The following is a 13473-nucleotide window of genomic DNA, read 5'->3' on the forward strand; positions in this document are numbered from 1 at the left end:
TATGGCAGCATTACAGCGGAAAACAGGATTGGGAAAAGGATTAGGAGCTTTATTGCAACAAGATGATATCGGCACGGCAAAAAGCACGCCTACTGAGGTTCCTGTAGCGAAATCCCCAGCCTCTCCGGCAGGGAGTATCAATTTTATAAAAGTAGAACAAATTTCAATAAACCCTTTTCAGCCACGTACGGATTTTGACGAACAGGCGCTAAGGGAATTGTCGGAGTCCATCGAGATTCAAGGACTTATTCAGCCTATCACGGTAAGACAGGTGGGTAAAAATGAGTATCAGTTAATCTCTGGTGAACGTCGTCTTCGTGCTTCTAAATTGGCTGGGATAACCGAAATCCCTGCTTATGTGCGCACAGCCAATGACCAACAGATGTTGGAAATGGCATTGATCGAAAACATTCAACGTGAAAACCTGAATGCAATTGAGATTGCATTGAGTTTTCAACGCATGATTGAAGAGTGTAGCCTTAAACAAGAAGAATTGGGTGACCGCGTAAGTAAAAACCGTTCGACGGTTACCAATTACCTTCGTTTGTTGAAATTGCCACCTGTTATTCAAGCGGCAATTCGTGATGGGGACTTGACTATGGGGCATGCACGTGCTTTAATCAATGTGGGTGAGGTGGATAAGCAATTGTTTATTTTCCGTGAAATCGTGGAAAAAGGTCTTTCGGTACGTAAGGCAGAACAATTGGTTCGTGAAGTACAACAAGCTAAGGACAAAAAGCAAAAAGGAAAGCAAGATGCTGGATTGAACTTTCAATTTCAAAAGATTGAGGATGATTTGGCTTCCAAATTTGCTACTCGCGTTAAATTGAACTTAAAATCAGCGAAGGGTAAGGGGGCTATTGAAATCCCTTTTGACTCGGAAGATGATTTAAGCCGTATTTTAGAATTGCTTGATTGGTAATGCAGCGAATACTATGGCTATTGGCTTTGTTGCTGTGTGCGAACTTTGTTTCGGCACAACGTCGGGATACCATTCCTGATTCTACAAAGACCGTTATTATTCCGGACTCTGTTAAGGCTGCGGTGCAAGATACCGCAAAGAAGGAGACGCGTGCTGAGCGCAAGGCTAGGATCAAAGCAGAGAAGGAACGCGCTAAATATTATTACAAGGATATTAAGAAGGATTCTGCTCGTTTAGAAATTGAGCGTTTAACGCGTGTGGCGTGGAAGCGTTCAGCCATTTTACCGGGTTGGGGTCAATATACGAATCAAGGACTTTGGTGGATCAAAGTTCCTGTTATCTATGGAGGGTTTGTCGCCTCCTATTTTGTTATTGATTATTGGCAATGGTATTATAAGCTGTTTCTAACCGAATTGCAATACCGAGAACAGTATAATCAGCCTTCACCTGATGGTATTCTTGGGATGAATAGCAATTGGGATACACAAGGTTTGATCAAGTTTAAGGATTATGGTCGTCGTAATCGAGACTTGACAATCCTGGTAACAGTCGGCTGGTATGGTCTTAATATTGTGGAAGCTTATGTGGATTCCATACTTAAAAACCGCTGGAACATCAGCAATGACCTAAGTTTTAAATTATCACCTACCTTTATGCCAACGGGTTCCAATTCGGCGGGTATACCTAATTTTTCGGCGAAAAGTTTGTATGCTCCAGGAATTAAGATGACATTTACATTGAATTAAGATAAAAACCAATTATAATATGAAAATTGTTTTATTGGGATATGGTAAAATGGGGCAGCTGATCGAGCGCTTCGCACTCAAAAGAGGGCATGAGGTGGTCTTGATCGTGGATGAAGAAAATCGAGATTCCATTGAGCTGGAAGATATTGAAGATGCCGATATTGCTATCGACTTCAGTACTCCTCACGCCGCCCTTGATAATATCAGTCTATGTTTTGAAGCCAATCTTCCTCTTGTAGTAGGAACTACAGGTTGGTATGATCATTTGGAAGAAGTGAGAGAAACCTGTTTAGATGCTAATCAGGCGTTATTATATGGCTCTAACTTCAGTATCGGAGTCAATATATTTTTCCATATTAATAAATTACTAGCAAAAGCCATCAATCCTTATAAGCAATACGATGTGCAGGTGGAAGAAATTCACCATATCCATAAATTGGATGCACCTTCAGGTACAGCGATTACCATTGCTGAGGGGATTTTAGATGGAATAGACTCCAAAGCTGGATGGGTGAATTCGGTAGAAGGATCAGGGGAAGAAGTGATACCTAAGGCAGATGAGTTATTGATTGAAAGCTTGCGCATCGAGGAGGTTCCGGGAACACATACCGTGCTGTATAGTTCCGAGGTTGATCAAATCGAGTTTAAGCATACTGCACATAGCCGTGAGGGCTTTGCTTTAGGCGCAGTTATTGCCGCAGAATGGCTTTATGGAAAAAAAGGATTTTTCCAGGTTACAGAAATGTTTGATTTTAATAAATAATATATGTGGTATATTTTTGCTGCCATTTTCATTTTAGGTTCTTTATACGGGCTTTACTTACTTTATATTAAAGCGGGTAGACAAGGTTGGGAAGCCATCGTTCCTGTATACAGACAATATGTGATGGCTCAACTCGTAGGAAGACCAACATGGTGGATTGTATGGCTTTTTGTGCCAATCGTGAATGTTTTTATATTCTATGATTTCTATTTAAACTTTGTAAAAGCTTTTGGTAAACGTCGGTTTTGGGAAAATGCAGCTGCTGTATTGGTGCCTTTTATCGTATTGCCAATGTGGGGTAGAGATCCGAATGTGAAATATTTGGGGCAGTCGACTACAGAGGAATTCAAGAAGAAATATCCATATAAGAAATCACTGGGTAGGGAATGGGCTGATGCCATCATCTTTGCTACCGTAGCGGCAACTCTAATTCGTGGATTCTTGATCGAGGCGTATATGATTCCTTCAGGTTCTATGGAGCGCAGTTTATTAGTAGGTGATTTCCTATTTGTAAGTAAGCTGAACTATGGCCCACGTGTGCCTATGACGCCTATAGCATTTCCTTTTGCACACCACACCATGCCGATAACCGGTGGAAAGGCCTATTCGGAGCTGATCCAATTGCCTTACAAACGTCTTGCTGGTTTCCAAGAGATCAAACGCAACGATGTAGTCGTTTTTAACTATCCAACAGAAACTTTCCGCCCAATTGATAAGCGGGAGAATTATATTAAACGTTGTGTTGGGTTGCCAGGTGATGTTGTTTCCATGGAAGATGCGAAATTATTCGTCAATGGTGAGCCGGCTTATACTTCAGCAGAGTTTCAGACGACTTATGTTGTCAAAACGGATCCCCACTCTTTGGCCCAACAGACATTAAAGGATAATCGTCTGGAATTGGATACTTACTATACGAATCCAGATTCAGGATTATATGTTATTCATATGACCCAGGAAGAAGCAGATCAAGTGAAGGCTTGGCCGAAAATCAAAAAGGTAGAAAAATTGATTTATTGGAAAAATACAACGGATCCAATGAGTGATGCATTCCCGCATTACGAGAATGGTCCAATATGGAACATTGATAACTTCGGACCGATTACGGTTCCTAAGAAGGGGGCTAGTGTGAAATTGGACAGCTTGTCTGTACCTATCTACGAATTGGTCATTTCTACTTACGAAGGTAATACTTTCGAGAAACGTGCTGATGGATATTACATCAATGGGCAGAAATCCGATACCTATACTTTCAAAATGGATTACTATTGGATGCAAGGTGATAATCGCCATAACTCTGCCGATTCTAGAGCTTGGGGATTTGTGCCTGAAGATCATATCGTAGGAAAAGCTTTATTCACTTGGATGAGCTGGGATACAGATGGTTCTGGATTAAGCAAAATCCGCTGGGATAGAATATTTAAAGGCATTCATTAATAGCGGATCTTTAAAAAGAGCATAAAGAGAAAGGCTGAATTTGATGAAAATTCAGCCTTTCTTGTTTTATTAAATATTTTGATTGCCTATTTCAAGGCTGCTAAATAGCGTTTGATTGTTTCTTCTAAGCCTAAGTACAAAGCATCTGCAATTAAAGCATGGCCGATACTTACCTCCAATAATTCGGGGATATGCTGATTGAAATATTGCAGGTTGTTTAAATCTAAATCATGCCCTGCATTTAATCCAAGACCTACTTCTCTTGCTTTCAAGGCTGCCTTAAAATAAGGCTCAATTGCTTTCTCTTTATCAAATCCAAACTCTGCGGCATAAGCTTCAGTGTACAATTCAATGCGGTCAGTGCCTGTCTCAGCAGCTGCTTCCACCATCTCTTCTACCGGGTCAACAAAGATGGATACGCGGATGCCTTCACCTTTGAATAGCTTCACCATCTCGATAAGATAATCCTTATTGGCAATAGTATCCCAGCCATGGTTGGAAGTAATTTGGTTTAGGGCATCAGGAACCAAGGTAACTTGCGTAGGCTTATTGGCCAATACCAAATCAACAAATTTTTGCTCCTGACAATTCCCCTCAATATTGAATTCCGTTTGGATTTCGGCTTTCAGATCATATACATCTTGGTATCTGATATGTCTTTCATCTGGCCTAGGGTGAACGGTGATTCCTTGAGCACCAAAGCGCTCACAAGCCAAAGCGGTAGCTAATACATTGGGAACATTGCCTCCTCTTGAATTACGGAGGGTAGCAATCTTATTGATGTTTACGGATAGTTTAGTCATGATTCCTATTTTTTACAAATCTACTGTTTTAGTAAGCCATATTCCTATGATATTCTGATTTATTAACGCTAAATCAATGGATAAAATTTTATAAATTGCAGGAAATATGGATGGACTGGATTTCAATCTCTTAAGTGGCTTTCGCCTACTCGACTTTATCGATATTCTACTCGTAGCGATCATCATCTACTATATCTATAGTTTGATAAAAGGTACAATAGCAGTAAATATCCTAATTGGGGTAGGGCTTTTCTATGGGATTTACCTGGTAGTGAAGCAGATGGAGATGCGCCTTCTGACAGAGATTTTCGGCGGTTTTATATCCGTGGGATCCATAGCCTTGATTGTTGTATTCCAGCAGGAAATCAGGCGATTTCTATTACATATTGGTAAGAATATCTCCTTACGACGTAAAAAATTCTTTTGGACCATCTTTGGTACAAAGAAATCCACTCATGCAGATAATACGGAATATATCCGTCCAATAGTAGAGGCATGTCAAAACATGTCCCGTTCAAAGACAGGTGCTTTATTAGTATTTTCACGTTACTTCGATGAGGAATATTACCAAACCAGTGGAACGACCATCGATGCACCCATTTCAAAGCGTTTGCTGGAAACCATCTTCTTTAAAAATTCTCCCTTACATGATGGTGCGGTCATTATTGTTGATTTCCGTATTATGACAGCTAGTTCGGTATTGCCATTATCAGACAGTGAAGATCTGCCTCCACAATTTGGCCTTCGACACCGTGCTGCAATTGGTGTTACGGAAGTTTCTGAAGCTATTGCAGTCATTGTCTCCGAAGAAACTGGAGAGATTTCATTTGCTAAGGATGGCAACATCAATATGAACCTTACTGCGGAGGAGTTAGAGAAGATTCTTAACGAAGAACTCTAATTTGCTGAATAATATTTTTATTAATATGAATTTTACTGAATAATTGTTTTTATTTATCAATTTTTCGATAACTTTATTCTAATTGTAAATTTAAATTCCGCGATTATGCATTTCGATGAAAAAAAGCCTGTTGACTTTGTTCTAAATGACCTTTTTGAACATTATAGACGGAACGTAGCCGATGTCGATAAAATTACCAAAGCCCTTTTAGAGCGTCAGGTGGTTTCTTCTCAAGAAGAGATTGTCAATGACCATATAGCCTTCCGTACTTTAGGGGTGCCGAACTTAGGATTGGCTTCTTTTGAGAAGATCTTCCTTTCCTTTGGTTACAAAAAGATGGATTATTTTTATTTTGAAGGTAAGAAATTGGATGCTTATTGGTACGCACCTGCAGATCCAGCCTATCCGCGTATTTTTGTTTCGGAACTTCGGGTAAAGGAATTGTCTAAAGAAGCGCAAGAAATCATCCAGAAATATACAAAGTCCATAACTTCTGATCCAGTAGATCAAATCGACCTGAAGAATGGGGAAGAGGTTGCAGCTTTCTTGCAAGAACCACTATGGGACTTGCCTACCTCAAGCGAATATGAAACGCTATTGGCGGAAAGTGAATATGCTGCTTGGGTTATTTACAACCGTTATTATTTAAACCATTATACCATCAGCATACATGAATTGAAGGATGGTTACAATACCTTAGAGGAGTTTAATGCTTTCTTGGAAAGTATTGGCGTGAAATTGAATACTTCAGGTGGGAAGATTAAAACTAGTGAGGATGGTTTATTGCGCCAGAGTTCTACGGTTTCTGCTTTATATGATGCGAAGTTTGCTGATGGAAAGACATTGCCGATTGCTGGAAGTTATGTGGAGTTTGCCGAGCGTAGTGTTTTGCCTCAATTTAAAGATTTACCAAAAGATCAAATTGAACCTAAGCATCGTCGAGATGGTTTTGAGACCAATAATGCCGATAAGATTTTCGAAAGTACTTATACCACACAAATAAAAGGAGCGTAAGAATATGGAAGAGCAGCTTTCTTTGCTTGCTCAACAGTTAGAGGGCGAATTGTTTTGGGATGAACCGATGCGTTTGTTATATGCAACAGACGCATCTGCTTATCGCGAGATGCCCTTGGCTGTGGCTTATCCAAAAAACAAAGAGGATATCAAAAGATTGATTTCTTTCGCTCGTGAACAGCATACTTCTCTTATTCCACGTACTGCAGGTACTTCGCTGGCAGGTCAGGTTGTTGGAGCAGGAATAGTGGTGGATGTTTCCAGATACTTCACAGGTATTGAAGAGCTAAATGTAAAGGAGAATTGGGTAAAAGTTCAACCTGGAGTAATACGGGATGAGCTTAATCTTTTCCTTAAGCCGCATAAGCTTTATTTTGGACCCGAGACTTCAACGGCGAATCGTGCTATGATTGGCGGGATGGTCGGTAATAACTCCTGTGGTTCTAACTCCTTGATTTATGGTAGTGCTCGGGAGCATACTTTAGAGGTGGAAGGTTTTCTGAGCGATGGCTCAGAAGTGTCTTTTAAAGCCTTGAGTTTTGATGAGTTTGTTGCCAAGAGCCAACAGGATAGTCTAGAGGGTAGAATATATCAGCAGATTAAATCCATGTTGGGTGATTACCACAATCAAGAATTAATACGCGAGAACTATCCGAAAGCAAGTATTCAACGTAGGAATACAGGCTATGCTTTGGATTTGTTATTGGAGTCCGATCCTTTTAATTCAGGAGCTGAGCCTTTTAATTTCTGTAAATTGATTTGTGGTTCGGAAGGGACTTTACTTTTTATTACTTCCATTAAACTTCATGTAAATGCATTGCCTGAGAACCCAAGTGGGTTGCTATGTGTGCATTTTCATTCGCTGCAAGATGCCTTAAAAGGAAATCTGATTGCCTTAAAACATCAGCCCTTGGTAAGTGAGCTCATGGATAATTACATTTTGGAATGCACCAAAGGTAATCTGGAGCAAATGAATAATCGATTCTTTATAGAGGGCGATCCAGCGGCGATATTAATCGTGGAATACGATGGTCTGGATGAAGCTGATATTTTAAGAAAGGTTGCAGAAGTAGAGGCTGATATGCGAGCTCATGGCCTAGGTTATCATTTTCCTTTGGTGTTAGGTGCTGATAAGAAGCGGGTATGGAATCTACGTAAAGCTGGATTGGGGTTATTGAGCAATGTGCCTGGAGATGAGAAGCCTGTTGCAGTCATTGAAGATACAGCGGTTGATGTGCATGATCTACCAGCCTATATCGCTGACTTTAACCAGATTTTAGAACAATATAATTTATATGCAGTGCATTATGCGCATGCTGCCACAGGCGAATTGCATTTGCGCCCAATAATTAATCTCAAAACGAAAGAAGGCAATTTACTTTTTCGAGCTATTGCATTGGAAATTGCGGAATTGGTGAAGAAATATAAAGGTTCCTTGAGTGGGGAGCATGGTGATGGAAGACTGCGAGGAGAATTTATTCCACTCATGATTGGTGACCATAATTATCAGCTCTTAAAGGATCTTAAAAAGCAATGGGATCCAGAGGGGATATTTAATCCGGGTAAGATTGTTGACACGCCTTCGATGAATACTTTCTTACGTCATGAACCCGGACAGGTAGATCGGGAAATAAAGACGGTATTTCGTTATAACGGGCAAACTATCCTACAGCATGCTGAGCAGTGTAATGGTTCTGGAGATTGCCGTAAAACGCACTTATCGGGAGGAACGATGTGTCCTTCATATATGGCCACCAAGGAAGAGAAGGATACGACCAGAGCACGGGCCAATATGCTACGTGAAATGCTGACAAATTCCAGTAAACTGAATCCTTTTGACCATGAGGAATTAAAGGATGTCATGGATCTATGTATCAGCTGTAAAGGTTGTAAATCGGAGTGCCCAAGTAGCGTTGATATGGCTAAACTTAAGGCTGAGTTTCTACAAGGTTATTATGATGCGCATGGTGTGCCTATTCGATCGAGAATGATTGCCCATGTGGATACTTTAACACGCTTGATGCAACCAATTTCAGGCATATATAATTTTATGACGGGCAATAAGCTAACTGGTAATCTCATCAAGAAAGTTATTGGCTTTGCTCCTGAGCGTCATATTCCTAAAATAGCCAGTCAGACTTTGCGTTCTTGGTATAAGCAAAAGGATAAACCTTCCTTTGATAAAAAAGAAGCATTAAAAACGGTGTACTTCTTCTTTGATGAGTTTACGAATTATAACGATGTCGAGATTGGTAAGAAAGCCATATTGCTTTTGGAGGCCTTAGGTTATCAGGTTCTAATGGTTGAACATGAGTTTTCAGGTCGTGCTTTAATGTCTAAGGGATTATTGCGGGAAGCTAAGAAATTGGCCAATAAGAATGTGGAGATCTTTAGGGGCAGACTCAATGAGAACACGAAGTTAGTTGCTGTGGAGCCTTCTACTATTTTGACTTTCCGAGATGAATATGTTGATCTGGTGGACGAGCACTTGCTTGAAGATGCCAAACGAATTGCTCCATTAGCATTGTCTATTGAAGAGTTTATTTTGCAAGAATATGAATTAGGCAATATTGCTACAGAACAGTTTACACAAGAAGAGCAGGAGATATTACTTCATGGACACTGCCAACAAAAGGCTTGGGGAATAGTACCTGCTGTTCACAAAATATTGGCAATACCTGAAAATTATAAGGTAAAGGATATTCCATCAGGATGTTGCGGTATGGCTGGATCTTTTGGTTATGAAAAAGAACACTATGAAGTATCCATGAAAATAGGGGAGTTGGTATTATTCCCTGCTGTACGAGATAAGAAGTCGGGTTGTATAGTGGCGGCCCCAGGCTCAAGTTGCAGACATCAGATATTTGATGGAACAAAAGAATCAGCCCATCATCCAGTTGAGATTTTATTTAAGGCTTTATTGTAATTAACAGTCTTTCCTAATAAAACAAAAGACCTTTCAATGAATAAGTTGAAAGGTTTTTTTTGTGATTATAACATATTGTTTTTTATAATGAGCAAACTTTTGTTACAGAAGGTAAATTGATTTAGGTTTTTTAATTATATTTTTTTTCAAACAACCTACTGTACTGTAGCGTTTTGTATTGTTTCTATTAATAGTTTGGTGTTTAAAGTTTATAATAATCGAAATTATAGAAAAGTCATTAATTTATACTGTCTAAAAATTGTTTTATAGTCAATTTTCTATTTTAGAACTGAAAGATTAATTAGTTTATAAAATTTGTTTAATTAAATTCCTTTATTAATTTTATTAATGAAGTCATACTTAATTACCGGGTATGACCTAAAAACCAAAAGCACAAAAAGTTATGTGCTACTGAATTATGAAGTTGAAGCCAATGTCGCGATCGTTTGACAGCTTTCCAACTTGCTTATTTTAATATATAATGTAATTACTCTTTGTAGTGTTTACTTCTGTTTTCTATACCTAATTAGGTAGGATGGATTGAGAGTACAATACTTGGAGTTTTGGGATTGCTTTTTTAACTAAACAACTAAATATGAAAAAACAGACATCTACTCATTATCCATTTCTTAAGGCTGGTCCTTTCAGCCAAGATTTAATTCGTTTTCAATAGTAAGCCTTAGGGGATAAGTTTACTAGCGAAGCGTCAGTACATCTTTTATTAAAATATAGGAGTCTTTCGGGACTTGGGGCAGAGGTCTAAAAATAGGCCTTCGGGGGAAGTATTGCCTATATTTTTGGGGACAAACAAACAAATACTAACCAATTCTAATTGAACAAATGAAACAACTCAAAGCAATTCTGCTAATAGGATGTCTCCTGTTAGTTCATCTTGGTTTTGCTCAGACCCGCGTTGTGTCGGGTACTGTTTCTGACCAAGAAACAAGAAAGCCAATTCCAGGCGCTACAGTTACGGTTCCATCAACCCGTATTGCAACCATGACTGATGGTTCAGGCCGATTTACCATTTCGGTTCCTACCAACAGCAACAGCATCCAAGTAACATCAGTAGGGTATAGCCCCAAAGTGATTTCTGTCTCTAACCTGCGTGGTGAGCGTCTAGATATTTACTTGGAGGCTTCTAACAATGTACTTGATGAAGTAGTCGTTACAGGGGGAGGTTTAGTGGCTAAACGTAAGGAAGTAGGTAATGCCAGTACGACAATTAAGTCGGAAGTGATTACTCAAGGTAAATCCTCCAACTTTGCATCTGCCTTATCGGGTAAAGTTCCTGGCTTACAGGTGAATGCTGTGAATGGTGGTGTAAACCCTAACTACCGTTTAGTATTACGTGGTCAGCGTTCCATTACTGGTAACAACCAGGCATTATTGGTATTGGATAACATTATTGTACCAAATTCAATGTTAGGTAACTTAAATCCAGAGGACATTGAAAACATTGAAGTATTAAACGGTGCTGGTGCTGCTGCTGCTTACGGATCTGATGCATCCAATGGTGCGATCGTAATTACTACTAAACGTGGTAAAGCTGGTGTAACAACCATTAAAGCTTCTCATACATCTACAGTAGAGGCCGTTAGTTACTTACCACAGATTCAAAATCGCTTCGGATCAGGTACTACTCCAGATGCTGTAAAAACCTATACCCCTTATGAAAACCAGCAATATGGACCTGAGTTTGATGGAAGCATGGTAGAAATTGGTAAACCTCTTTTCGATGGTTCTATCCAAACAATCCCTTATTCTGCTCGAAATGATAAATACGAATTTTGGCAAAATGGATTAGCTAATCAATCTGATATTAGCTTAACCTCTGGTGATGATAAATCTACTTATTATATCTCTGGACAATTCTTTGCTCAGTCTGGTGTTTTACCAAAAGATAAATACAAACGCGCGAGTATTCGTGCCAATGGTTCAAGAAATATTTATCCAAACTTCCGTGCTAACTACAATGCCAACTACATTCAGAACTGGTATGATTTAACAACAGCAAGTGGAAGTATGTATAACGAGATTCTACAGACTCCAGCGCATGTTCCATTGACACAGTATAGTGATTGGAAGAATGATCCTTATGCTAACCCGAACGGTTATTATAACGATTATTATGACAACCCTTATTTCTCATTGGATAACTGGCGTTCTAAAACTAGAAATGAATATTTCCAAGGAAACGTTCAGTTAGAATGGAACCCAATTAAGAATGCGTCGGTGACTTACCGTATTGGTATCAGCTCTCAAAATGCGCAAAATAAGAGCTATAACGGTGCCTTCCGTTTTACAGAATACACCAAAAACATTTCCTCATCCAAAGGTGATTATGCAGCTAATGTGAGTGATAGCAAATCGACAAGTATTCAATTGTTATCTGAGCTTGCATTGGGATATAAAGGAAACATTACTTCAGATATCACGTACAACTTAACAGCTTTAGGCTCACTTCGTGAGAATAACTACAAAGGTCTATCTGTTGGTGGAGCAAACTTAGTTATCGATGATTTATTCAACATCGGAAACTCAAGTCTTAACCCAACAGCTGATGAGTCAAATACGCGTTCTAGACAAGTAGCTTTAGCGGGTGATGCACGTTTTGGATATAAGGATTTCTTATTCTTACACTTTACAGGAAGAAATGACTGGAGATCTATTCTAGCAAAAGAATTCCGCTCATTCTTCTATCCATCCGTTGACTTTTCATTCATTGCTTCTGATGCGATCCCTGCATTGAAGGCTCAAAAATGGATGACCAGCTTGAAAATTAGAGGTGGATACGCCTATGTGGGTAATGTGAACTTATCACCTTATGCATTGAGCACAACCTTTGGTCAAGCAGCAGGATACCCTTATAATGGTGTATCTGCTTTCACTATTGGCGGGACAATGGTTGCTGATGATTTGAAACCAGAGATTACCAAAGGTCCTGAAGCAGGTTTTGATCTAGAGATGTACAATGGTCGAGTTTCTGTTGGAACAACTTGGTACAAAACAAATACCTTCAACCAAACATTCAGTGTTTCTGTTTCTCAAGCATCTGGTTACTCCAGCTTACGTACGAACGTAGGAGAGGTTTCCAACGAAGGTATTGAGTCCTACTTACGTGTTACTCCAGTTAGTAACTTGAATGGTTGGACATTGACCTTAGGAACAAACTACGCTTACAACAAAAACAAAGTTATCTCCCTTTCTGATCAGTCGGATATTTTCGTGTTGGATGCAGGAACTGGTAACCGTATCGTAGCTAAAGTAGGTAACCCATTCCCTTATTTGGAGGTAACAAAATATAACCGTGATGATCAAGGTCGTATCATCGTAAATCCAAATTCAGGATTCCCAAGCTTTGATGGTACTAACTATGCAGGTGTTGGGATTACTAACCCTCCACACATTTTCGGTGCTGATATGGAGCTACGCTATAAACGTTTCCGCTTTACCAGTTTATTCGAATACCGTACAGGACATTTCATCGCTAACCGTGTAACTACCGCATTCGATTTCTCCGGTTCAGGTATCCGTACAACTTGGTTTAACCGCGAGCGTTTTGTCATTCCAAACTCTTCTTATTTAGATCCTGCAACAAACCAATATGTTGAGAACACCAATATCACAACACGTACTGGTGGTGCTGACTTCTGGACTTCTGGAAACTACAACACTGGAGTAGGAGAGAACTATGTGCACTCTGCAGCATTCTGGAAATGGAGAGAGGCAACTTTATCTTACGATGTTCCTCCAACATTATTAAAAGGATTTGCTAAAGGAGCTACTATTTCTGTACAAGGAAGAAACTTATTGTTATTCGTTCCTAAAACCAATTTATATACAGACCCTGAGTACAGTTCAGCAGGTTCTACAAGTAATGCCGTTGGTTTTGCTACGATCAGTTTAACTCCTCCTGCACGTTATTTTGGTGGTACCATTTCTGTAAATTTCTAATCTGATG

At 39.5% G+C, this 13473-nt stretch carries 9 protein-coding genes; 8 read left to right on the forward strand and 1 reads right to left on the reverse strand.

All coding sequences use genetic code 11. The features are described from left to right. The first annotated feature begins 1 nt into the window (after position 1). From ACP6L2_RS08235 to lepB, 4 genes are read left to right on the forward strand one after another with little or no spacing between them, the layout of a single operon-like run. A complete protein-coding gene (locus ACP6L2_RS08235; protein WP_344673312.1) occupies positions 2-922 on the forward strand; it encodes a ParB/RepB/Spo0J family partition protein in 921 nt (306 codons plus the stop codon). After that, positions 922-1668: a DUF5683 domain-containing protein gene (locus tag ACP6L2_RS08240; RefSeq protein WP_440508773.1), complete on the forward strand. Its 747-nt coding sequence runs from the start codon at positions 922-924 to the stop codon at positions 1666-1668. The genes ACP6L2_RS08235 and ACP6L2_RS08240 overlap by 1 nt, the downstream gene beginning before the upstream one ends. Before the next feature lie 19 nt (positions 1669-1687). Next, a complete protein-coding gene (gene dapB / locus ACP6L2_RS08245; protein WP_440508774.1) occupies positions 1688-2431 on the forward strand; it encodes a 4-hydroxy-tetrahydrodipicolinate reductase in 744 nt (247 codons plus the stop codon). Between the two features lie 3 nt (positions 2432-2434). Next, positions 2435-3865, forward strand: a complete 1431-nt coding sequence (gene lepB / locus ACP6L2_RS08250) for a signal peptidase I (protein ID WP_440508775.1) — start codon at positions 2435-2437, stop codon at positions 3863-3865. A gap of 86 nt (positions 3866-3951) precedes the next feature. Here lepB and ACP6L2_RS08255 read toward each other — a convergent pair whose 3' ends face one another. Next, positions 3952-4668 (reverse strand): pyridoxine 5'-phosphate synthase, encoded by a 717-nt coding sequence (locus ACP6L2_RS08255; protein ID WP_440508776.1) that lies wholly within the window; start codon positions 4666-4668, stop codon positions 3952-3954. Positions 4669-4774: 106 nt separating this feature from the next. Here ACP6L2_RS08255 and cdaA point away from each other — a divergent pair, with 106 nt between their 5' ends. The 4 genes from cdaA to ACP6L2_RS08275 all read left to right on the forward strand — a co-directional run bounded on the left by cdaA (position 4775) and on the right by ACP6L2_RS08275 (position 13466). Next, positions 4775-5569 carry a diadenylate cyclase CdaA gene (cdaA, locus tag ACP6L2_RS08260; protein ID WP_344673307.1) on the forward strand — a complete coding sequence of 265 codons (795 nt, stop codon included), beginning with the start codon at positions 4775-4777 and terminating at the stop codon, positions 5567-5569. A 105-nt stretch (positions 5570-5674) separates the two neighbouring features. Beyond that, positions 5675-6583, forward strand: coding sequence for a DUF1338 domain-containing protein (locus ACP6L2_RS08265; RefSeq protein WP_440508777.1), 909 nt, complete (start codon positions 5675-5677; stop codon positions 6581-6583). A gap of 4 nt (positions 6584-6587) precedes the next feature. Further along, positions 6588-9509: an FAD-binding and (Fe-S)-binding domain-containing protein gene (locus ACP6L2_RS08270; RefSeq protein ID WP_440508778.1), complete on the forward strand. Its 2922-nt coding sequence runs from the start codon at positions 6588-6590 to the stop codon at positions 9507-9509. Between the two features lie 840 nt (positions 9510-10349). Next, complete coding sequence (locus ACP6L2_RS08275; protein WP_440508779.1) at positions 10350-13466, forward strand: SusC/RagA family TonB-linked outer membrane protein; 3117 nt, start codon at positions 10350-10352, stop codon at positions 13464-13466. The last annotated feature ends 7 nt before the right edge of the window (positions 13467-13473 follow it).

This window comes from Sphingobacterium lactis (assembly GCF_051951495.1).
Classification (GTDB): Bacteria; Bacteroidota; Bacteroidia; order Sphingobacteriales; family Sphingobacteriaceae; genus Sphingobacterium; species Sphingobacterium lactis_A.

What these genes read in the sequence shown, in the direction of transcription:
- ACP6L2_RS08235 (WP_344673312.1), top strand. Translation starts at nt 2, where the DNA reads ATGGCAGCATTACAGCGGAAAACAGGATTGGGAAAAGGATTAGGAGCT.
- ACP6L2_RS08240 (WP_440508773.1), top strand. Translation starts at nt 922, where the DNA reads ATGCAGCGAATACTATGGCTATTGGCTTTGTTGCTGTGTGCGAACTTT.
- dapB (WP_440508774.1), top strand. Translation starts at nt 1,688, where the DNA reads ATGAAAATTGTTTTATTGGGATATGGTAAAATGGGGCAGCTGATCGAG.
- lepB (WP_440508775.1), top strand. Translation starts at nt 2,435, where the DNA reads ATGTGGTATATTTTTGCTGCCATTTTCATTTTAGGTTCTTTATACGGG.
- ACP6L2_RS08255 (WP_440508776.1), bottom strand. Translation starts at nt 4,668, where the DNA reads ATGACTAAACTATCCGTAAACATCAATAAGATTGCTACCCTCCGTAAT.
- cdaA (WP_344673307.1), top strand. Translation starts at nt 4,775, where the DNA reads ATGGATGGACTGGATTTCAATCTCTTAAGTGGCTTTCGCCTACTCGAC.
- ACP6L2_RS08265 (WP_440508777.1), top strand. Translation starts at nt 5,675, where the DNA reads ATGCATTTCGATGAAAAAAAGCCTGTTGACTTTGTTCTAAATGACCTT.
- ACP6L2_RS08270 (WP_440508778.1), top strand. Translation starts at nt 6,588, where the DNA reads ATGGAAGAGCAGCTTTCTTTGCTTGCTCAACAGTTAGAGGGCGAATTG.
- ACP6L2_RS08275 (WP_440508779.1), top strand. Translation starts at nt 10,350, where the DNA reads ATGAAACAACTCAAAGCAATTCTGCTAATAGGATGTCTCCTGTTAGTT.